Here is a 20,190-nt window from a genome sequence, read left to right as displayed (position 1 = left end):
CCGTGTGGCTGCGGGCGTTGAAAACAATTAACTTGAAGGAGACACGCGTGTCCAATTTCATCGTTCGCAAAGTCGCCGTGCTCGGCGCTGGCGTCATGGGTGCACAAATCGCCGCGCACTGCGCCAATGCCAAAGTGCCTGTGGTTCTGTTTGACCTGCCCGCCAAGGAAGGCCCCAAAAATGGCATCGTCGACAAAGCCATTCTGAACCTGACCAAACTCAAGCCAGCACCCTTTGGTGCAAAAGACGTTGCACAGTACGTGCAATCCGCCAACTACGAAGAACACCTTGAGTTGCTACAGGGCTGCGACCTGGTGATTGAAGCCATTGCTGAACGCATGGACTGGAAACATGACCTGTACAAAAAGGTTGCACCGCACATCAATGCAAACGCAATCTTTGCGACCAACACATCCGGTTTGTCTATCTCGAAACTGAGCGAAGGATTCGAAGCCGAATTGAAAAGCCGCTTCTGTGGCGTGCACTTTTTCAATCCACCGCGCTACATGCACCTGTGCGAACTGATTCCCTTGGCAACAACACGCCAGGACATTCTCGACAATCTGGAAACCTTCCTGACCACCACCTTGGGCAAGGGCATCATCACCGCCAAAGACACGCCCAACTTCGTGGCCAACCGCGTAGGTGTGGCCGGCATGCTGGGTACCATGGCGGAAGCCCAGAAGTACGGTATTCCGTTTGATATCGTGGATCAGTTGACCGGTTCCAAATTGGGTCGTGCGAAATCAGCCACCTTCCGCACCGCCGACGTGGTGGGTCTGGACACCATGGGCCACGTGATTGCAACCATGCAAAACACACTGCCCAACGACCCCTTCGCACCCAGCTACGTAACACCAGCCGTGTTGAAAACACTGGTTGAAAAGGGTGCCTTGGGTCAAAAGACAAAAGCCGGCTTCTTCAAGAAAGAAGGCAAACAGATCATGGTGTTCGATGCGAGCTCCAGCAGCTATGTGCCTTCTGAAGGCAAGGCCGACGAAGGCGTGTTGAAAATTCTGAAGAACCGCAACGTGGCCGAACGCATGGCTGCACTGCGCGCTTCCGAGCACCCACAAGCCAAATTCCTGTGGGCAATTTTCCGCGACGCATTCCACTACATCGCCTTCCACCTGAACGACATTGCCGACACCGCACGTGAGGTGGATTTTTCATTGCGCTGGGGTTACGGCTGGACAGAAGGTCCTTTTGAGACCTGGCAAGCCGCAGGCTGGAAACAGGTTGCCGAGTGGGTGAAAGCCGACATCGAAGCAGGCGAAGCGCTGTGCAAGGCGCCGCTGCCCGCCTGGGTGTTTGAAGGCCAAGTGGCCGACAATGGTGGTGTGTACAGCACCGCCGGCGCATTCAGCCCAGCGACCAATTCATTCGTGCCACGCAAAGATTTGCCGGTGTACCAGCGCCAAGTTTTCCGCGCCAAAGTGTTGGGTGAAACAACCGTAACCGGTCACAACGGCGGCACCACGATTAAAGAAAACGATGCGGTTCGCATTTGGACTGCACCGGGTCACGACGATGTATTGGTTTTGTCCATCAAAACCAAAATGCACGCCATTGGCCCCGATGTAATTACCGGTACCCATGAAGCCATTGCCCTGGCCGAGAAAAGCTACAAAGGTTTGGTGCTGTGGAGCCCGGATGAACCCTTCTCAGCCGGTGCCGATTTGCAGGCCATGTTGCCCGCATTCATGCAGGGCGGTGGCAAGGCCATCGAACCCATGGTGGCGGAATTCCAGAAAGGCACAGCTGCACTGAAATACGCACAGGTTCCCACCGTGGCCGCCGTAACCGGTTTGGCTTTGGGCGGTGGTTGTGAATTCGCAATTCACTGCGCTGCACGTGTGGCCAACCTTGAAAGCTACATGGGCCTGGTGGAAGTGGGCGTTGGTCTGATTCCCGGCGGCGGTGGCTTGAAAGAGATTGCGATTAACGCTGGTTTGGCTGCTCAAAAAGCAGGTTCATCCGATGTATTGGCCTTCCTGAAAGAGGGCTTCATGACCGCCGCAACCGCCAAGGTGGGTACATCGGCCATGGAATGTCGCGAACTAGGCTTCATCAAGGAATCCGACACCATCGTATTCAATACCCATGAACTGCTGTATGTCGCCATTTCCCGCGCACGCGCCATGTTCGACAGCGGCTATCGCCCACCCCACAAAATCAAGGGTGTGCCTGCCGCAGGCAAATCTGGTTACGCCACCATCAAGGCACAGTTGGTGAATATGCGCGACGGTGGTTTCATCTCCGCTTACGACTTCCACCTGGGTTGCGTTATCGCCGAAGTGGTGTGTGGTGGCGAAATTGAAACGGGCTCCTTGGTGGATGAAGAATGGTTCCTGAATCTGGAACGCAAGCACTTCGTCAAGTTGCTCGACAACCCCAAAACACAAGAACGAATCATGGGCATGCTGCAAACCGGCAAACCCGTACGTAACTAAGGAGAGCAAACATGGCTCAAACTTGTAAAGATGTTTACATCGTCGCAGCAACGCGTACCCCGATCGGCAAGGCCCCGCGTGGCGTGTTCAAAGACACCCGCCCCGATGACCTTCTGGTGCATGCCATTGCCAGCGCCATGGCCCAGGTGCCTAATCTGGACCCCGCATCCATCAACGATGCAATCGTAGGCTGCGCATTCCCCGAAGGCGAGCAGGGCATGAACATGGCCCGTATCGCCGTGTTGCTGGCAGGCCTGCCCAACACCGTGGGCGGCGTCACCATCAACCGCTTCTGTGCTTCCGGCATTACAGCAGTTTCAATGGCCGCCAATGCGATTGCCATGGGCGAAGCCGAAGTCATGATTGCAGCCGGCGCTGAAAGCATGAGCATGGTACCCATGAGCGGTAACAAGCCATCTTTCAACAACGCAATTTTCCAGAAAGACGAAAACCTGGGGATTGCCTATGGCATGGGCATGACCGCCGAAAAAGTTGCGCAGCAGTGGGGCATCAGCCGCGATGCGCAAGACGAGTTCGCACTGAACAGCCACAAAAAGGCAATCGCAGCCCAACAGGCTGGCGAGTTCAACGATGAAATCACACCCTTCACACTGGTAAAAGCCACGCCCGATTTGGCTTCTGGCGAAATCAAAACCGCTAGCCGCGTGGTCGGTCTGGACGAAGGCCCCCGTGCTGATTCGTCCATCGAAGGCCTCACCAAACTGAAACCTGTTTTTGCTGCCAAAGGCTCGGTAACGGCCGGCAACAGCTCTCAGATGAGCGACGGCGCAGGCGCACTCATTCTGGCTTCTGAAGAAGCCGTGAAGCGCTACAACCTGACCCCCTTGGCCAAGTGGCGCGGCTTTGCAGTGCGTGGCGTACCACCGGAAATCATGGGCATTGGCCCCAAGGAAGCCATTCCGGCCGTGTTGAAAACTGCTGGTCTGAAAACCAGCGACATCGACTGGTTTGAATTGAATGAAGCGTTTGCTGCGCAATCGCTGGCCGTGATGAAAGACCTGGAGCTTGACCCTGCCAAGGTGAACCCCATGGGCGGCGCCATCGCCCTGGGTCACCCGCTGGGTGCAACCGGTGCAATTCGTGCAGCCACCGTGGTGCATGCACTGCGCAGGCACAATCTGAAATACGGCATGGTCACCATGTGTATCGGCACCGGCATGGGTGCAGCAGGCATCTTCGAGCGCGTGTAATTTCAGTGTTGGTTTGATTGAAAAGCACGGTCTTGTTTAATTCAAGGCTGTGCTTTCTTTCTGAACAGGTTTTTCATTCAGGCGCAGTACGCGATCCTTCACCGTGTGTATTCCCTTCTGGAACGGGAAATAAAAACTTCTTTCCTGTTTGCCGTTCAAGTTTCCAAATAACGTAAAACCAAAGGTAAAAGCCTTGGATCAGCCGGGCTGCTGCGTAGACCCCACAGATCAATGCGAATCCATTTAATATCCAGTATTTGAAAAGATCCAACGGCAAGCTGGCCTTGAAGTCGGTTGTAAAAAATTCATATGAACTCCAGCAAACGATAAAAATGTAAATCCAGTTTTTTTCGGCATGTTGCTTGAGGGTTAAATGAACGTCGCCATTGAACTCGTTGATTGGTTTTTTTAATATGAAACAGTCGGCCTGTTCAATGTAATTTTTTTCGATGATCTTTTTTATCCTAACTCGTCTAATTGCATCTAGATAAACTTGCGTAAGCCAAAGTGTTACTACCCCTAGTAACACAAGAGCGCCGTACTGGGCAGGTTTGGCTATAAAGTAGATTGCCGCTATGACGGTGCATGACGTCAGTGAACTAATGGTTGCTAGTCCGCATAGCAGATAAAAATGTCGAACACGGCGAACAACAGCGGGTGCCATGTAACTAAATGTGGCAGAAATTACGATTATTAGAGCGTTTGTTGCACCGTAAATTTTAAGCGGCTGCGTTGAAATTAGGGATTCCTCATTGGCCATCCACAACGCTATCGATCCCAGACACCAGAATATAAAAAAGAGTATGGGAATCGCATAACGACAAACCCAGGGTACATCAAAGTACATGGGAAATATTTTTGAATTATTCACGGCGCTACTCCCCACCCAAAATCGCTTTTAACAAACGATTCGTAACCACCATAGTCTTTAGGGAGTTTTCTATGAAGATAGCTTGCTTGTTGCTGAATGGAGTTACGGACTAAATTGCTCACTTCCAGTTTTTTGTCTAGAACCTCAAGTCCGTACGATAAAGACAAGGCCACCCCAATAGTGCCAGCAACAACAAAATATATGGGCAGTGCGGCGGTAAAAGCGGTTGCCAGTAAAAAACTTATTCCCGCCATCACCACCGAACTTAGCGCAGCAGTGATACCCACCTTAGCCAGATTTACACCCACCTTGCTCATCAAATCCAGCACGCTTGATTTTGGTTTTTCCGTTGCCGGGTCTATTTGATCGTAGTCGCCAAGCCATTCGGCCACGTCGGTAAAAATACTGAACACGATTCCCACCGCACCCAGTTTTGTGAAGGTGCTTTTGGTTGCGTTCCATGCTGCGTGTCGAATGCCATTTGCAGTTCCCGCTCCATTCGTGATTGTCAGAACAACTGGGTTGTCTGCCAAATAGCGCGTGCCTTTCAACAGTTCGCGGATCTTGTGGTTGCCGGTGAAAATAACGTCATACACTGCTTCACCACTTTTTCGAATTCGCTTCTTCAAGTAGAACTTTTGACCGTTTAGTTCACGAATCCATTTTTGATTTTCCAAGCTGTAGACACCTGCACCAACCAGTTGTCCCAACAACCAGTTTCGAGTCACAACGCCACTGGTATCAATGGCGGTTTCGTTTCCACCCGATGAAAAAAAGTCCAGAATTTCCTTGGGTACCTGCATACCCTGGCTTTTAACTTCCATCACATGCATGGTTTGCATGTCATCAAGTAGTTCCTGGCTCACAGTACCCTGGCCTCGTGCCGCTGTAATACTCATTTTGTCGGGCATTTGTATCGACACAATCAAAGGCGCAGGCTTTCCCTCCGGGTTTTGCGCAGTGCAGGTAAACGGATCAATCTTGTTGGGTTCGTAAGCCGCAATCAGCTTCCCGTTTTTCTTCAACAGCAGCTTGCCTGCAAAAGTACGCGATACCCACAGGTGCATTCGTTCCCCGTCCTGAAAGTGAACCGGTTTTGCGGGTCGAACCAGCGCGCCGTCGCGCTCGCTGTAAAAATCGCTTTTGTCCGATTCAACCGTGTAAGTGCCGCCGCCACCCAGCTTGATATCGAAGACAACATCCCTGTGTTTACGCAGCACCACCCGCAATTTTGGTTTGGTGCGCACACAATGAATAGGCGCGCCTGGCAGGTCGATGCAGGTAACCTGTGTGTCCTCGTCCACTTCCAGCACGGGCGATTGTTTCAAATTTCCCATCTCCGTTATTCCTTCGGTGTTCTATCAGTTTGCTCACCTTGCGCAAAACCGTGTGGGGCCTTCTCAAATCTGGCCTTGCCTTGGCCATCCAACGATTGTTCAAGCGTTTCCGTCTTGAACTCAAACTTCACGGGCTCTCCCAGCCTTGGATGGTTCCCCGTCGGCATCCACAAACTCCACTTCCCAGGGGGTTGGGGGTTTGGAATTCAGTGTTTCATCGGCAATCGAGTTGTAATCAACAGGCGAGGGTGGTGGGGCCGGTGTGGCCGAAGCTATCAATGTGGCGCCACAGGCTGTTTTGTGGCCGTGCAAGGCAACCTGCATGAAGTTGTCAGTCATCATGAAGTGGCCCTCCACGATCGGGAACACATGAGGTTTGCAAATTGGGCAGCTTGTCATGTCGCAAACACGGGCTATCGGGATATTGCCCGGGCCAAAAAACGTAGTGGGGCTGCCTGAAATAACCTTTCCGCCGTGGCTGGTGGTATCGCCCACCACAACTTGCGCCCTGCCATCAATCAACGTTCTTGCTGCCACAATATTTCCCGGTGCTTAAACTCAGCTCGCCAGTATCTAGCGTGTGCCCGAATTCAACAAATCGAGGGATACGTAGTTCGCAGTGGGGGTGAAGGTAGCCCACAAGCGTTTGGGCAACGGATTTGGTCTTGGGGTTTGTTACCAGTCGGTCACTTTCCGGTTGAGTCTGTGTAATATGTGGGGATACCTAAACCCCCTCTTGGACTCACATGGACATTCAAACAGAAATCAACAGCGGCTTGATGACCATCACCATCAACCGGCCAGAACGCAAAAACTCATTCACCAACGCCATGTACATCGCGCTGGCCGATGCATTTCGCGATGCCACCCACAGCAGTGCAGTCAAAGTGGTGTTGCTCAAAGGCCATGAAGGCTGTTTTTCTGCGGGCAACGACCTTGGCGATTTCCTGAACAATCCCCCCATCACACTGGATGCACCGGTTTTTCGTTTTCTGCGCATGATCTCCATGTTCCCCAAGCCCGTGGTGGCGCAAGTTCAAGGTTTGGCCATTGGCATTGGAACCACCGTGTTGTTGCATTGCGACCTGGTGTACGCCGCCAGCACCGCCAAATTCTCCATGCCCTTCGTAAAATTGGGCTTGTGTCCTGAAGCCGCATCCAGCCTGTTGCTGCCCATTTCCGCAGGCTACCAAAAAGCAGCGGAACTGCTGCTGCTCGGCGATATTTTTACCGCCTTGAAAGCCTATGACACGGGCATCGTTTCCGATGTGCTGGAACCAGAAACACTGGGCGCCCACGTGCAGGCGCAAGTGAAAAAACTACTCGACTTGCCACTTGCCAGTTTGCTGACCACCAAGCGCTTGATGAAGTCTGTGAACAAGTCTGCAATTTCAGAAAAAATGGCGGAGGAAGGACATCTTTTCATGAACATGATTCCGCAAGCCCCCGCTCAGGAAGCCTTTGCAGCCTTTGGTGAAAAACGGGTGCCCAACTTCAAGCAGTTTGAAGAGTAAGCCAAACAAACAACAACAATTCAGTTCGGTGCAAGCCTGCTGGTTTAATCTGCAACGCTTGACCATTCGTAAAGGTTCAGCATGACCGTCGCATTATCAGAAATTTTGTCCAACCGCAGATTGCAGGGTGACACGGTCACCTTCACCGCTACTGACGACTGGACCCAGGGCCGCACCATGTTTGGCGGCTTTCTGTCCGCATTGGCCGTGGTGGCCATGCGCGACACCTTGGGTATCGACATGCCCCTGCGTGCCCTGCAAACCAACTTCGTGGGCCCAGTGCCTGCCGGTGATGTGGTGTACCGCACGCGCCTGCTTCGGCAGGGAAAAAGTGTCAGCCAGGTTCAGTGTGAAATTTACAGCGATGAAACCCTTGCGGGTTTGGTGGTGGGCGTATTTGGTGCGCCACGCGAAACTGCCTTGCCGGTGTTGACACCCGAACATACCCCCTTGCCCAAAGCCGTGGGTGAGCTTCCCGCCTTGCCATTCATCCCGAAAATTACGCCCAACTTTTTGCAGCACATCGAGATGCGCTGGGCTGTGGGCAGCATTCCCTACATGGGCAATCCGTTTTGGGAAAGCGGTATTTATATCCGTGCACTCGACAAAAACCTCAGCCCCGAAGTGTTGATCGTGATGCTCAGCGACGGCCCACCCACACCGTGTTTAAGCCATTTCAAAGGGCCCGTCATGGCAAGCTCTGTTTCATGGTCGCTTGAATTGCCACCTTTGCCTGCAAACATCAACAGCGATGGCTGGTTTCAGATCGACATGGAAACCAAAGCGGGTGCTGATGGTTATGTGAATCAAAGCGCCAAGCTGTGGACACCCGAAGGTCGATTGGCCTCGCTCGGTTACCAGGTGGTTGCGGTGTATGGTTGAGCGCATGCGAACAACCTTTGCATCCTTCCTGATCGCAATGTTGGTTGGCGTGGTTTCTGGATCCCTTGTTGAAACCCAGATCAACCTGTTGGCGCTTCAAAACCTCGGTGTGGCCATTGATCTGCAAACCCGCATTGCAAGCAGTCTTCACGACCTCGGGAACTTCTCGCTCGTTTACACAGTCATTTTTGGGGGCAGCTTTGTGGCGTCTCAGGCCGTTGCATCGCTTTTTACACGATTCACTGCAGCCGCATGGCGCATATTCTGGTGCACATTCGGGGCCGCCTTGGGCCTGTGGGTAACTTTCAAAGTGGTCGACATGTTTGCACCTATGCCAGTACTTATTGCCTCCACCAGAACTGCGGGGGGCATGTTGTCCATGCTTGCCGCTGCTGCTGTTTCTGGCTTGGTGTTTGCCAAGTTGTCAAAACCGGGCAAAGCCGTGGGCACGCCAGCGCTGGCGCTGTTGCTTGCTGCCGGGCTGGCTTTGCCCCAAGGCGATGCAATTGCACAAAGCCGCGTGCCTTATAAAATTGAAACCCTCGTTGACGGCCTTGAAAACCCGTGGTCCATGGCGTTTCTGCCCGATGGCCGCGCCTTGATCACCGAAAAGCCAGGCCGCCTGCGCTTGCTTGGTGCCGATGGCAAACTGCAGACCAAGCCCTTGAATGGTGTGCCGCAGGTGTTTTACAGTGGACAAGCCGGTTTGTTCGACGTGCTGCCCGCCACCGACTTTGCACAAAGCAGGCAAATTTTCCTGAGCTACGCCTGTGGCAGCCGCAGTGAAAACCACACCTGCGTGTCCAGTGCCACGCTGGGCAGCAATGGCCTGGAAAACGTCAAGGAAATATTCCGTTCCCAAGTGAAAAAATCAGGCAGTGCCCACTTCGGCGGCCGCATGGTCTGGTTGCCCGACGACACCTTGATCGTCACGCTGGGCGATGGCTACAGTTATCGTGAAGAAGCGCAAAACCTGTCCAACCATTTCGGCAAAATTGTCCGCATCAATGCAGATGGTTCAGTACCCAAAAACAATCCGTTTGTGGGCAAGCCCGGTGCCCTGCCGGAAATTTACAGCTACGGCCACCGAAATGTGCAAGGTCTGGCTTACGACGCTGCCAACAAGCGCTTGATTTCCCATGAACACGGCCCACGCGGTGGCGACGAAGTGAATGTGATTTCCCCTGGTATTAACTACGGCTGGCCCAAGGCCACATACGGCATCGATTATTCCGGCGCACAAATTTCACCCTACAAAGAATACGAAGGCACGCAACAGCCTGCTATTTATTGGGTACCTTCCATCGCACCTTCCGGTATCACTGTGTACACCGGCGACATGTTTCCCCAGTGGAAAGGCAGTTTGCTGGTGGGCGCTTTGAAAGCGAAGCAAGTCAGCCGCGTGGTGTTGAAAGGCAACAAGGCTTCGGAGGAGGAAGTGTTGTTCAAGGAACTGGGTGAACGCTTTCGCGACATTCGAACAGGGCCAGATGGCGCCATTTATTTGCTGACCGACAATTCCGATGGCAAGGTGCTTCGGGTGTCGGCTCGGTAAGGTCGTGGCCGATCATTTCACCGGTGTGGCTGAATTTGGTTTAGGCTAAGATCAAAAGGGGGCACGATGAAGATCGTATTCAAAGCCAGCAACATCATCGAAGCACACATTGTTGCGGGCATGCTTAACGCCTGCGAAATCCAGACTTACGTTGGTGGTTATTTTTTGCAAGGTGCGGTGGGAGACATTTCACCCACTGGTTTTGCGAATGTGTTCGTGTCGCCTCAAGACTTTGATCAAGCCGCTGCATTGGTTGCCGACTACGAAAAAACAGAAAATTCCCCAGCTGACTTTGCGGCGCACAAATGGTTTGCCCTTTCCTTTTAGGAGAAAAATGATGAGTCTATTGGTCTTTCTGTTTGTTGGTATCGTTGCCGGCTGGTTGGCCGGCATGCTGGTGAAAGGCGGAGGCTTTGGTCTGCTGGGCGATTTGGTCGTTGGGGTGATCGGTGCCTTTGTCGGTGGTTATCTTTTCAACTCACTGGGTGTTTCCAGCGGTGGGGGATTGGTTGGCAGCATTGTCGTGGCAACCATTGGTGCCATTGTGTTGTTGGTATTGATTCGTTTCATCAAGCGGGCTTGATCCAGGGCGTTACAGCCAGTTCACTCGGGGGCGCAGTTTGGCGCTATACTTCGCTCCCGATCTGCCCAATTCCCCAGGAACAACATGGCGCTCAAATCCACCGACATGGCCAAAAATATGGCCAAAAAACTTGATGGTTCCCTGAAATCTGAAAGTCTTCCTGACCGGTTTGGTCAATCCTCCAAAGCCGCATCCAGCAAACGGGAACGCGCTGCCGTTATCCCCGCCAGCAAACTGGTTTCTGTGAATTATCGCCTGCCCGCCGAATTGGTGAACCGTCTGCGTGAGCAGGCATTGAATCACGAGGGCGGCATCAATTTACTGGTGGCCACAGCGTTGGATGAATGGCTTAATACGCAAGATAAAAAATAATTCACATGGCTTTCAATCGAATTTCACGCCAATTTCGTAAAGACCGGTTTTGTTTTCCGGAAAATTTCGCCATGAAATTGTTATCGATTTATAAACTAAATTGAAAAGAATGTTGTTTTAAGTTGTGTTTTTATTAAAATAATAATTCTTTTTGTGAATCATTTTTCTTGGGTTAAATTTGTTGCTGTTCGATTTTTGATTTCAATTGTCTTGAAAGAGTGTTTGCTTGTGGTTTCTGCGTATATGGAAAACCACAATTGCCGCACATATGCAGGGTGCTGATACTCCATCCACCCGCACTGGTTTGTGCGGAATTTAATAATAAAAAACTTTGGCAGTCGACAATAGATAGATACCAATCACAAGGAGAGTTCCGTGAAAAAATCGATTAAATCCGTTTTGGCAGTGGCCCTGTTGGGCCTGATGGGTTCAGTGCAGGCAGCTGACCCATATCCATCCAAAGTCATCACCATGCTGATTCCGTTTGCGGCGGGTGGCCCCACTGACACGGTAGGTCGTTTGATTGCCCAGTCCATGTCCAAAGACCTTGGTCAGCAAGTGATTGTCGAGAACCTGGGCGGTGCAGGCGGCACACTGGCAGCAGGCAAGGCAGCACGCTCTCCTGCGGATGGCTACAACATTTTCTTGCACCACATCGGTCAGTCCACAGCACCTTCCCTGTATCGCAAGCTGTCTTACAACGCATCCAGCGACTTTGAAACAATTGGTTTGGTAACTGATGTGCCAATGACAATTGTTGCACGCAGCAACATGCCGGCGAAGAACATGCAGGAACTCCTGGCTTACATCAAGACCAACAAAGACAAGGTAACTTACGCCAATGCAGGCGTTGGTTCAGCTTCCCACTTGTGTGGCATGCTTTTCCAGACTGCCGTGGGTGTTGATTTGACCACCGTTCCTTACAAGGGCACAGGCCCTGCGATGAACGACTTGTTGGGCGGTCAGGTTGATTTCATGTGCGACCAAACCACCAACACCACAAGCCAGATCAAAGGCGGAAAAATCAAGGGCTACGCGGTTACCACCAAAAAGTCTGTGGCCTCTTTGCCTGATCTGCCCACGCTCGATAAATCCGGTCTGCCTGGTTTTGAAGTGGGCGTTTGGCACGGTTTGTATGCCCCCAAAGGCACACCAAAGCCCATCGTTGATCGTTTGAACAAAGCGTTGAACGTTGCGCTGAAAGATCCTTCGGTAGTGTCTCGTTTTGCAGAACTGGGTACAGAACCTGTTTCTGCCGAATTGGCCACCCCTGAAGCGCATCGCAAGCATCTGGATTCAGAAATTGCACGCTGGAAGCCCATTATTGACAAAGCGGGTCAGTACGCTGACTGATTTACTACCGAGATTTAAAAATGCCAAAAGATTTACGTGACTTTTGGGCTGGGCTGCTGTACTTCATCGTAGGTGCAGCAGCTTTGTACATGGCAAGGGATTATGAAATGGGTACTGCTGTAAGCATGGGCCCCGGCTACTTCCCCATTGTACTAAGCGGCCTGCTTATGTTGATCGGTTCAATTTCGCTGATCCGTTCTTTCATTGTTCATGGTGAACCACTGCAAGGGTTCGCCGTTTCAAAAATTCTTTATGTAACCGTCTCAATCCTTGCGTTTGCTTTGGTGGTTGATGGCGCTGGATTTGCCATAGCGGTGGTATTGGTGTTCGGTATTTCTGCTGCGGCAAGTAAGTTTTTCAACTGGAAGTTGACTCTTGTCATTGCACTTGCTTCATCAATTTTTTGTAGCCTGTTGTTTGTCAAAGGTTTGGGAATTCCACTGCCCATCTTCGGGTCTTGGTTTGGAATGTAATTATGGAACTTCTAGCTAATTTATCTCTGGGCCTGGAAACGGCATTTACGCTGAACAACCTGTTCTTCTGTTTGATCGGGGTGTTTTTGGGAACTGCCATTGGCGTGTTGCCCGGTTTGGGCCCCACAGCAACTATTGCGATGCTGTTGCCCATCACTTTCGGCTTGCCACCGGTTTCATCGCTCATCATGCTTTCCGGTATTTATTACGGTGCGCAATATGGCGGGTCTACCACGGCCATTCTCGTGAATTTGCCGGGAGAGTCGTCGTCAGTGGTCACTGCACTGGATGGTTATCAAATGGCCAAACAGGGCAGGGCAGGCAAGGCACTTGCCACAGCGGCCATTGGCTCGTTCGTTGCGGGCACTGCGGCCACCTTGCTGTTGGCGCTATTTGCTCCACCATTGGCAGACATCGCACTGCAGTTTGGTGCAGCAGAATATTTCTCGCTGATGGTTGTTGGTCTGGTCGCTTCTGTTGTGTTGGCCAGCGGTTCGCTGTTGCAGGCGTTTGGCATGATCGTGTTGGGCCTGCTTTTGGGCATGGCTGGCACCGACGTGAACTCCGGGCTTGAACGCTACACTTTCGAAACACCCTACATGGCCGAAGGCATTAACTTCGTAATTTTGGCCATGGGCATGTTTGGTCTGGGCGAAATTATCAAAAACCTGGAAGAAGAGCATCTTCGTTCTGCAATGGTCGCCAAAGTGCAGGGTTTGATGCCCAGCAAGGAAGATTTCAAACGCATGGCCTGGCCAATTGTTCGTGGCACAGGTTTGGGTTCATTGTTGGGTATCTTGCCAGGCGGCGGAGCCATGCTGGCCTCATTTGCTTCTTATTCAATCGAGAAGAAAATTTCGAAAACGCCTGAGCAGTTCGGAAAGGGTGCGATCGAGGGAGTGGCTGGTCCGGAATCTGCCAACAATGCAGGTGCACAAACGTCATTCATCCCGTTGTTGACCTTGGGTATTCCATCCAACCCAGTGATGGCTTTGATGATCGGTGCCATGATCATTCAGGGTATTACGCCGGGGCCAGCGGTCATGACCGAACAGCCAACCTTGTTCTGGGGCATTATCGTGTCCATGTGGATCGGCAACCTGTTTCTTGTGGTTCTGAATCTGCCCTTGATCGGCATTTGGGTCAAAATGATCTCGGTGCCGTACCACTTCCTGTATCCGGCCATTCTGGTGTTTTGCTGCATTGGCGCATTCAGCCTGGGCAACAAGGTGTTTGACATCTATCTGTTGGCCGGGTTTGGTGTGCTGGGTTATATCTTCTCCAAGCTGAAATGTGAACCTGCACCGCTTTTGCTGGGTTTCATTCTTGGCCCCATGATGGAAGAGTACCTGCGCAGGACTTTGTTGCTGTCTCGCGGCGATTTCACCGTGTTGGTGACTCGACCCATCAGCGCAACGATGTTGGCAATCGCTACCCTCGCACTGATTGTGGTGTTCTTGCCTTCAATTCAGAAAAAGCGTGAAGAGGCTTTTCACGAAGAGTAAAGTTGTCGCTTGACTGAGAACTGCCTGTGGGGCTGCTGAGATTAATGTTTCAGCAGCCCTTTTTGTTGTGGTATGAATTGTGTTGCATTGTGTTGTATTATCCACGCAGTAGCTCAGTAGCGGTTGGATAGCAAGAATGGACAGTCAGTTTCCCTCAGTGTCGCCAGAAGAATCAAATTTCGGGGACAGCAAGCTTGATCCGAATCAGGTTGTGCCCTTGTATCACCAAATTTATTTGATCTTGCGTGAACGCATTATTGAAGGTCACTATGATGCAAGGCCGCTTCCTGGTGAATTGGTGCTGGCTGAACAGTTCAATGTGTCGCGGGTCACCATGCGGCGTGCACTGCAAGATCTTGTAAAAGAAGGTCTGGTGGCCAGGGGGCGCGGTAAAGGCACGTTTGTAAAGCCTCGAACGGAGTCGCGCAGTTCGTCAATTGGCCAAAGCCAGCTGCTTAGTGCCTCGGCCATGCGCCTTCAAGCCAGTGGGGACTCCTCCGACCTGCAATTAATTACCTCCAAGCGAATTCTTCCCCCGCCCGACATTGCCACATTGTTGCACTTGCCCAGCGATGCGATTGTTGAAAAACTGATTCGGATTCGTCAACTGGATGGTCAACCCGTGGCCCACCTGACAAGCTATATTCCACAAGATTTGTCGGGCCGAATTTGCCGTCGCAGGCTGCGCGAGTTTCCAATTCTCGTGTTGCTTGAAGAAGCGGGCGTGAAAGTGGCCAAGGCGCGCCAAACCATCTCAGCACGGCTTGCCGATGCCTCGGTGGCGTATGCCTTGGGGGTGCCAGTGGGCGCACCTTTGCTGGCCATTTCGCGTGTTGCTTACGATGAAAACGGCAGGCCGGTGCAGGTTTTGAAGGGCTTGTATCGCCCAGACCGTTACGATTACCGGATCGAACTTTCGCGCAAGCAAGCCAAGGGGCAAAGTTCCTGGCAGCACGTGAACGAGGTCGAGTTTGCATTCGAGATGCATCAACAAGACCTCAGTCATTTCTAGTTTGCCGCAAAATTACTTCAGCGGTTCAACCGGGCGGGAATTCCTGTTCTCATCCACGGCAACGTAGGTGACATACGCTTCAGTGACCTTGGCCACATCGTCAGGTTGCAGGCGGCGTTGCGCAAACACCTCCACATAAATTTGCATGGACGTTCTTCCCACCTTCACCACCTCGGCGTAAAAGCTGCACAGATCGCCTACAAAAACCGGTTCCTTGAAAACGAACTCATTCACCGCCACGGTCACAATGCGGCCCCTGGCGTGTGCCGTAGCGGCCACGGAGCCTGCCAGGTCGACCTGCGCCATGATCCAGCCACCGAATACGTCGCCAGAGGCGTTGGAGTCGCGTGGCATGGGAATGACACGAATGACAGGTTCGCGGTCTACAGGCAAGAGGATGGGGTCAGGTGTTTTCATGAATAGGTGTGTGTGCGTGTTGTGGTTTGAACAGCGATTGTAACGCCGGGCGGCTAGAGTCTGCATTTCATTCTAGGGGCTTGCTACAAACGCAGTTCACCGAAAGGCGCGATAATCAAAGATCGTTGAACGTACAGATTGTGGAGGTCGGGCCATGGCAGTGGGGTGGGTTGCAATGTTGCAAATGGTGCCTTGGGGCGAAGTAATCAAAAACGCACCAAAGGTGGCCGACGGGGCTGTGAAGCTGTGGAACAGTGTATCCAGAAAGCAGTCAATGGAAGGCGAAAGCGACGTGACTGACGTGATGGTTGGCAATGACTCAGCCACGGTCGAGCAGCTGCAGCAGCAACTGAATAGGGCTGAACATGCAATCGCTGAATTGCAGGTCGAAATGGTACAGTCCACGGAGGTCGTCAAAGAACTCGCCAAGCAGAATGCCCAGTTGGTGGCTCAAATTGAAGCAAATCGCAAAGCGCTGTCAGTGTTGGGAATTGTGTTGGCGTTGACCGTGTTGGGTGCCGTGGTTCAGGCGGTGTTCGTGTTCGGCGCCTGAACCTTCTCGCCTTGAATCAGGCGGTTTTTTTTCCGCCGTGTTCGTCGTCCAGGGCGTCTTTGGCCATCTTGTCGATCAGGCTGGGCAGGAGCGGCTTCAGTTTCAGGCCCAGGCGTCCCTTGGCAGTCATCACCCATTCCCGCTTGCGTTCTTCCATGGCTGCCACCATTTCGTCCACGCATTGTTCCACGCTCATGGCACCTTTTTCCCGAAGGCCGGATACCCCTGCTCGCTCCCCGGCCGGGTTCAGGCCGTTGCGGCGAATTTCGGTGTCCACAACACCCGGGAAAATGGCACACACGTCCACGCCTGTGCCCATCAGTTCAATACGAAGGGCTTCCATGAAGCCGCTCATTGCAAACTTGCTGGTGCAGTAGGTGGTGCGGGCGGGCACGCCGGTTTTTCCTGCCAGGCTTGAAACGCCAACGATCAACCCTTTCGCCTTCTTGATGTGCGGCAGGGCTTTGTGGGTAATCCAGACCATGCTCATCACATTGACGCGGAACAGGCGCTCAAAGGTGCCCAGGTCGGTGATGTCTTCGAACCACGCGTGCATGGAAACACCAGCATTGTTCACAATCATGTCGATTCCGCCAAAGGCCTTCACCGCCTCTTCAACAAGGTTCTCGCACTGGGTTTGCTCGGTCACGTCACAGGCCACACAATGGGCTTGGCCGCCAGCAGCCTGCACTTGCCCGGCCACTTCCTGCAATTTGTCCAGGCGGCGTGCTGCCAGCACCAATTTGTTGCCAGGTGCCAGCTTGATTGCCAAAGCCGCGCCAATGCCTTCGGATGAGCCAGTGATCACGATCACTTTGTTTTGAATACTTGCCATTTGGTTCTGTCTCCCGTGTTGTGTTTGGCAAGGCGGGTGGTAGCATTTACCATCGCCTCTTTTTTGTACCGAGAAGTATCGCATGCGCAGAAGCTCACCGGTGGAATCCGCCCCGCCAAGACCTCGAAAACGAAGCGACTGGGGCACTGTTGCCCAACTGTTGCCCTACCTGTGGGAATACAAGTGGCGGGTGGTGTTTGCCATCGCGTGCCTGGTGTTGGCCAAGGTGGCCAACGTGGGTGTGCCGCTGTTGCTCAAGGAAATCATTGACGCGCTGACGCCGCTGCTGCAAAGCAATGCCCTGCTGGCGGCGGCCTCCATGCCGGTTGCGCTGTTGGTGGCCTATGGTGCCTTGCGGCTGTCCACAACGGTATTCACCGAACTGCGGGAATTCCTGTTTGCCCGCGTCACCCAGAATGCGGTGCGGGCCATCGCCATTCAGGTTTTTGATTACCTGCATGCCTTGTCACTGCGCTTCCACCTGAACAGGCAAACCGGCGGAGTTACCCGCGATATTGAACGCGGTTCGCGCGCCATTTCAAGCCTGGTCAGCTACACCCTGTACAGCATTTTGCCCACGCTCATTGAAATTGTGCTGGTGGTGGGTTACCTGTTTTTCAATTACGACATCTGGTTTTCTGCCATCACGGCGGTGGCGCTCTCGCTCTACATTTTCTTCACCGTGAAAATTACCGAGTGGCGGCTGCACTTTCGCCGCACCATGAACGACCTGGATTCCAAGGCCAATGTGCGGGCAGTGGATTCGCTGATCAACTACGAAACCGTGAAGTATTTCGGAAACGAGGCCTTTGAATCGAAGCGCTACAACAAAAGCATGATGGCCTGGCAGGAAGCGGCCATACGCTCGCAAAAATCCCTCACCTTGCTGAACACCGGGCAAAGCGCGATCATTGCCATCGCGGTTACCCTGGTGTTGTGGCGTGCCACTGCCGGTGTGCTTGACGGCACCATGACCTTGGGCGACCTGGTGCTGGTCAACGCCTTCATGATTCAACTGTACATACCCCTGAACTTTCTGGGCGTGATTTACCGCGAGATCAAGCAAAGCCTGGCCGATATTGAACGCATGTTTGGTTTGATGGGTGAACACCTGGAAGTGAAAGACAAACCCGGTGCCCCTGATTTGCAGGTCAATGGCGGTGCAATTGAGTTTCGCAACGTGAATTTTGCATACGACGAGCGCCGCAGGGTGTTGAAAAACATGTCGTTCACCGTGCCTGCAGGTCACACTGTGGCGGTGGTTGGGCACAGCGGTGCCGGAAAATCTACCTTGTCTCGTTTGCTGTATCGCTTCTATGAGGTGACAGATGGCGCCATTCTGATTGACGGGCAAGACATTCGGGACGTGGCGCAAATCTCCTTGCGCAAGAACATCGGCATCGTGCCGCAAGACACGGTGCTGTTCAACGACAGCATTGCCTACAACATCGCCTATGGGCGTCCCGATGCCACGCAGGCTGAAATTGAAGCTGCAGCCAAGGCGGCGCACATTCATGAATTCATTGTGAACCAGCCCGATGGTTACGGCACGCAGGTGGGTGAGCGTGGGCTGAAACTTTCCGGGGGTGAAAAGCAGCGCGTAGCGATTGCCCGAACCATTTTGAAGAACCCTGCCATTCTTGTGTTTGACGAAGCCACTTCAGCGCTTGATTCCAGGTCTGAGCGGGCCATTCAGGCCGAGCTGCAAATGCTCTCCCGCAATCGCACCACCTTGATTATTGCTCACCGTTTAAGCACGGTTGTGCATGCCCATCAAATTCTTGTGATTAATCAGGGTGAGGTTATCGAGAGTGGCAGCCATGAATCACTACTTGACAAGAATGGTGAATACGCCCGAATGTGGCTGATTCAACAGCATAGTCAACCCAACGCGTCTGCCCATGGAAACCAAATGGCTTGAAGATTTTATTACGCTGGCTCAAACTAAGAACTTCTCAAAAGCGGCCAACTTGCGGTGTGTAACGCAACCTGCTTTTTCGCGGCGCATTCAGGCGCTTGAGGGGTGGCTGGGTTGTGAGCTGATTGATCGTGGTTCCTACCCCACGCGCCTGAGCGCGCAAGGCGAGGTGTTCTACGAACAGGCATTAACCATGCTGGAACAGATTCGCCAGGCCCGCACTATTGTGCGGGGCGGCAGTTTGCAAAGCAGGCAGTCCATTCGGCTGGTGGTGCCCCACACGCTGGCGTGCAGCCGGGCACCCCATTGGGTCAGTAGCTTGAAGGCCAGGCTTGCCGACCGCTTGCCCGACCTCAGCTTTCAGCTCACTGCCAGCAATGTGCACGATGCAGTGCTGTACTTCACCGATGGGGCAAGCGATTTCCTGGTCTGCTACCACCACAGTCGAGAACCGATTGAACTTGATCCCGGCAAGTTTGAGGTTCGGGTGTTGGGCACCGAGCGTTTTGCACCCTACAGTGCGTTAAACGACGATGGGAGGCCCTTGTATGCGCTTGACGCGTTGGCACCTTTGCCAGTGCCTTTTCTGTCCTATTCCAAGCATGCGTACCTGTCAAAAATGACCGACATTGCCATGGAGTCGGGCCCCCTGTTTCTGAAAAAATCGCTGTATGAAACGGACATGTCTGAAAGCCTGAAATCAATGTGCGAGGCAGGCTTGGGTGTGGCTTGGTTGCCAGAAAGTGCTGTCATGCCAGGGGGCAGTTTGTGCAAAATTCCCGGACCTTACTTTACTGACATGGAAATTCGTTTGTATCGTCGCACTCAAAGGGCTCGTGATACAGGGGCAGGGCAGGATCATGTTGATCTGGTGTGGCACTATTGGCCGGACTGAAGCGGCTTTGCTGTCGGGGGATGGCATCACTCCTTGTGGATAACCCTTATTAGGGTCTCTTTGGATATGCGGGAAATGCATGGTTTAATGCTGATTAAGTATTGGAACGCCGGACACTAACAATTTAGCATGGCGCACATTCGAAATTCGTCAGGGGAAGACATGGTTAAGCTGCACTCGGAGCACCGCGTGGAAAAAGATCTTCTCGGCGAGAAGAAGATCCCCGCAGACGCTTACTGGGGGGTTCACACCAGTCGTGCCCTGGATAATTATCAAATCACCGGTTTTGCTCTTTATCATGCCCCTGAACTGATCAATGCCCTGGCGGCCGTCAAGTGGGCGGCAACCAAGGCCAACGCTGACCTGGATACGGTTTCTCCTGAACTGGCGAAAGCCATTACCCAGGCTTGCAAGGAAATCCGTACTGGCAAGCTGCACGATCAGTTTGTGG

Annotated in this window: 21 protein-coding genes; 16 read left to right on the top strand and 5 right to left on the bottom strand. The window is 52.8% G+C overall.

Annotation, left to right across the window (positions count from 1 at the left end):
• The first annotated feature begins 47 nt into the window (after positions 1–47).
• Together V7028_RS13445 and V7028_RS13440 are read left to right on the top strand one after the other, a co-directional pair.
• Complete coding sequence (locus tag V7028_RS13445) at positions 48–2,453, top strand: 3-hydroxyacyl-CoA dehydrogenase/enoyl-CoA hydratase family protein (RefSeq protein ID WP_334120595.1); 2,406 nt, start codon at positions 48–50, stop codon at positions 2,451–2,453.
• An 11-nt stretch (positions 2,454–2,464) separates the two neighbouring features.
• A complete protein-coding gene (locus V7028_RS13440; protein ID WP_334120594.1) occupies positions 2,465–3,664 on the top strand; it encodes an acetyl-CoA C-acyltransferase in 1,200 nt (399 codons plus the stop codon).
• 73 nt (positions 3,665–3,737) lie between these two features.
• Here the strand turns inward: V7028_RS13440 and V7028_RS13435 are convergent, their stop codons facing one another.
• The 3 genes from V7028_RS13435 to V7028_RS13425 all read right to left on the bottom strand — a co-directional run bounded on the left by V7028_RS13435 (position 3,738) and on the right by V7028_RS13425 (position 6,409).
• Entirely contained in the window at positions 3,738–4,535 is a 798-nt protein-coding gene (locus tag V7028_RS13435; RefSeq protein ID WP_334120593.1) for a hypothetical protein, read from the bottom strand.
• A complete protein-coding gene (locus V7028_RS13430; protein WP_334120592.1) occupies positions 4,532–5,872 on the bottom strand; it encodes a hypothetical protein in 1,341 nt (446 codons plus the stop codon). The genes V7028_RS13435 and V7028_RS13430 overlap by 4 nt, the downstream gene beginning before the upstream one ends.
• 120 nt (positions 5,873–5,992) lie before the next feature.
• Positions 5,993–6,409, bottom strand: a complete 417-nt coding sequence (locus V7028_RS13425; protein ID WP_334120591.1) for a PAAR domain-containing protein — start codon at positions 6,407–6,409, stop codon at positions 5,993–5,995.
• 209 nt (positions 6,410–6,618) lie between these two features.
• Between V7028_RS13425 and V7028_RS13420 the strand changes: the two genes are divergently transcribed.
• The 10 genes from V7028_RS13420 to V7028_RS13375 all read left to right on the top strand — a co-directional run bounded on the left by V7028_RS13420 (position 6,619) and on the right by V7028_RS13375 (position 15,121).
• Entirely contained in the window at positions 6,619–7,386 is a 768-nt protein-coding gene (locus tag V7028_RS13420) for an enoyl-CoA hydratase (RefSeq protein WP_334120590.1), read from the top strand.
• A gap of 81 nt (positions 7,387–7,467) precedes the next feature.
• Entirely contained in the window at positions 7,468–8,268 is an 801-nt protein-coding gene (locus tag V7028_RS13415) for an acyl-CoA thioesterase (RefSeq protein ID WP_334120589.1), read from the top strand.
• A gap of 4 nt (positions 8,269–8,272) precedes the next feature.
• Complete coding sequence (locus V7028_RS13410; RefSeq protein ID WP_334120588.1) at positions 8,273–9,823, top strand: PQQ-dependent sugar dehydrogenase; 1,551 nt, start codon at positions 8,273–8,275, stop codon at positions 9,821–9,823.
• Positions 9,824–9,889: 66 nt separating this feature from the next.
• Complete coding sequence (locus V7028_RS13405) at positions 9,890–10,150, top strand: putative signal transducing protein (RefSeq protein WP_334120587.1); 261 nt, start codon at positions 9,890–9,892, stop codon at positions 10,148–10,150.
• 10 nt (positions 10,151–10,160) lie between these two features.
• Positions 10,161–10,406 carry a GlsB/YeaQ/YmgE family stress response membrane protein gene (locus V7028_RS13400; RefSeq protein WP_334120586.1) on the top strand — a complete coding sequence of 82 codons (246 nt, stop codon included), beginning with the start codon at positions 10,161–10,163 and terminating at the stop codon, positions 10,404–10,406.
• Between the two features lie 84 nt (positions 10,407–10,490).
• Positions 10,491–10,778 carry a hypothetical protein gene (locus V7028_RS13395; RefSeq protein WP_334120585.1) on the top strand — a complete coding sequence of 96 codons (288 nt, stop codon included), beginning with the start codon at positions 10,491–10,493 and terminating at the stop codon, positions 10,776–10,778.
• Between the two features lie 423 nt (positions 10,779–11,201).
• Entirely contained in the window at positions 11,202–12,131 is a 930-nt protein-coding gene (locus tag V7028_RS13390; RefSeq protein ID WP_442918745.1) for a tripartite tricarboxylate transporter substrate binding protein BugD, read from the top strand.
• A gap of 20 nt (positions 12,132–12,151) precedes the next feature.
• Positions 12,152–12,604: a tripartite tricarboxylate transporter TctB family protein gene (locus tag V7028_RS13385; RefSeq protein WP_334120583.1), complete on the top strand. Its 453-nt coding sequence runs from the start codon at positions 12,152–12,154 to the stop codon at positions 12,602–12,604.
• 2 nt (positions 12,605–12,606) lie between these two features.
• Positions 12,607–14,109 (top strand): tripartite tricarboxylate transporter permease, encoded by a 1,503-nt coding sequence (locus tag V7028_RS13380; protein WP_334120582.1) that lies wholly within the window; start codon positions 12,607–12,609, stop codon positions 14,107–14,109.
• A 136-nt stretch (positions 14,110–14,245) separates the two neighbouring features.
• Complete coding sequence (locus tag V7028_RS13375) at positions 14,246–15,121, top strand: GntR family transcriptional regulator (RefSeq protein ID WP_334120581.1); 876 nt, start codon at positions 14,246–14,248, stop codon at positions 15,119–15,121.
• A 12-nt stretch (positions 15,122–15,133) separates the two neighbouring features.
• Here V7028_RS13375 and V7028_RS13370 read toward each other — a convergent pair whose 3' ends face one another.
• Positions 15,134–15,538, bottom strand: a complete 405-nt coding sequence (locus V7028_RS13370; protein WP_334120580.1) for an acyl-CoA thioesterase — start codon at positions 15,536–15,538, stop codon at positions 15,134–15,136.
• Positions 15,539–15,692: 154 nt separating this feature from the next.
• Between V7028_RS13370 and V7028_RS13365 the strand changes: the two genes are divergently transcribed.
• Positions 15,693–16,091, top strand: coding sequence for a hypothetical protein (locus V7028_RS13365; RefSeq protein WP_334120579.1), 399 nt, complete (start codon positions 15,693–15,695; stop codon positions 16,089–16,091).
• 16 nt (positions 16,092–16,107) lie between these two features.
• Here V7028_RS13365 and V7028_RS13360 read toward each other — a convergent pair whose 3' ends face one another.
• Positions 16,108–16,926 (bottom strand): SDR family oxidoreductase, encoded by an 819-nt coding sequence (locus V7028_RS13360; protein ID WP_334120578.1) that lies wholly within the window; start codon positions 16,924–16,926, stop codon positions 16,108–16,110.
• An 82-nt stretch (positions 16,927–17,008) separates the two neighbouring features.
• Here V7028_RS13360 and V7028_RS13355 point away from each other — a divergent pair, with 82 nt between their 5' ends.
• From V7028_RS13355 to V7028_RS13345, 3 genes are all read left to right on the top strand, one after another.
• Complete coding sequence (locus tag V7028_RS13355; RefSeq protein ID WP_334120577.1) at positions 17,009–18,847, top strand: ABCB family ABC transporter ATP-binding protein/permease; 1,839 nt, start codon at positions 17,009–17,011, stop codon at positions 18,845–18,847.
• Complete coding sequence (locus tag V7028_RS13350; RefSeq protein WP_334120576.1) at positions 18,828–19,739, top strand: LysR substrate-binding domain-containing protein; 912 nt, start codon at positions 18,828–18,830, stop codon at positions 19,737–19,739. Before V7028_RS13355 ends, V7028_RS13350 begins: the two co-directional genes overlap by 20 nt.
• A 162-nt stretch (positions 19,740–19,901) precedes the next feature.
• A partial coding sequence (locus V7028_RS13345) for a lyase family protein (RefSeq protein WP_334120575.1) occupies positions 19,902–20,190 on the top strand: 289 nt, incomplete at its 3' end.

The organism is Limnobacter sp. (assembly GCF_036846585.1).
Lineage (GTDB): Bacteria > Pseudomonadota > Gammaproteobacteria > Burkholderiales > Burkholderiaceae_B > Limnobacter.
This window is presented reverse-complemented; position numbering and strand designations above follow the sequence as displayed.

What these genes read in the sequence shown, in the direction of transcription:
- V7028_RS13380 (WP_334120582.1), top strand. Translation starts at nt 12,607, where the DNA reads ATGGAACTTCTAGCTAATTTATCTCTGGGCCTGGAAACGGCATTTACG.
- V7028_RS13390 (WP_442918745.1), top strand. Translation starts at nt 11,202, where the DNA reads ATGGGTTCAGTGCAGGCAGCTGACCCATATCCATCCAAAGTCATCACC.
- V7028_RS13375 (WP_334120581.1), top strand. Translation starts at nt 14,246, where the DNA reads ATGGACAGTCAGTTTCCCTCAGTGTCGCCAGAAGAATCAAATTTCGGG.
- V7028_RS13440 (WP_334120594.1), top strand. Translation starts at nt 2,465, where the DNA reads ATGGCTCAAACTTGTAAAGATGTTTACATCGTCGCAGCAACGCGTACC.
- V7028_RS13385 (WP_334120583.1), top strand. Translation starts at nt 12,152, where the DNA reads ATGCCAAAAGATTTACGTGACTTTTGGGCTGGGCTGCTGTACTTCATC.
- V7028_RS13415 (WP_334120589.1), top strand. Translation starts at nt 7,468, where the DNA reads ATGACCGTCGCATTATCAGAAATTTTGTCCAACCGCAGATTGCAGGGT.
- V7028_RS13430 (WP_334120592.1), bottom strand. Translation starts at nt 5,872, where the DNA reads ATGGGAAATTTGAAACAATCGCCCGTGCTGGAAGTGGACGAGGACACA.
- V7028_RS13350 (WP_334120576.1), top strand. Translation starts at nt 18,828, where the DNA reads ATGGAAACCAAATGGCTTGAAGATTTTATTACGCTGGCTCAAACTAAG.
- V7028_RS13410 (WP_334120588.1), top strand. Translation starts at nt 8,273, where the DNA reads ATGCGAACAACCTTTGCATCCTTCCTGATCGCAATGTTGGTTGGCGTG.
- V7028_RS13360 (WP_334120578.1), bottom strand. Translation starts at nt 16,926, where the DNA reads ATGGCAAGTATTCAAAACAAAGTGATCGTGATCACTGGCTCATCCGAA.
- V7028_RS13405 (WP_334120587.1), top strand. Translation starts at nt 9,890, where the DNA reads ATGAAGATCGTATTCAAAGCCAGCAACATCATCGAAGCACACATTGTT.
- V7028_RS13400 (WP_334120586.1), top strand. Translation starts at nt 10,161, where the DNA reads ATGAGTCTATTGGTCTTTCTGTTTGTTGGTATCGTTGCCGGCTGGTTG.
- V7028_RS13420 (WP_334120590.1), top strand. Translation starts at nt 6,619, where the DNA reads ATGGACATTCAAACAGAAATCAACAGCGGCTTGATGACCATCACCATC.
- V7028_RS13365 (WP_334120579.1), top strand. Translation starts at nt 15,693, where the DNA reads ATGGCAGTGGGGTGGGTTGCAATGTTGCAAATGGTGCCTTGGGGCGAA.
- V7028_RS13355 (WP_334120577.1), top strand. Translation starts at nt 17,009, where the DNA reads ATGCGCAGAAGCTCACCGGTGGAATCCGCCCCGCCAAGACCTCGAAAA.
- V7028_RS13395 (WP_334120585.1), top strand. Translation starts at nt 10,491, where the DNA reads ATGGCGCTCAAATCCACCGACATGGCCAAAAATATGGCCAAAAAACTT.
- V7028_RS13370 (WP_334120580.1), bottom strand. Translation starts at nt 15,538, where the DNA reads ATGAAAACACCTGACCCCATCCTCTTGCCTGTAGACCGCGAACCTGTC.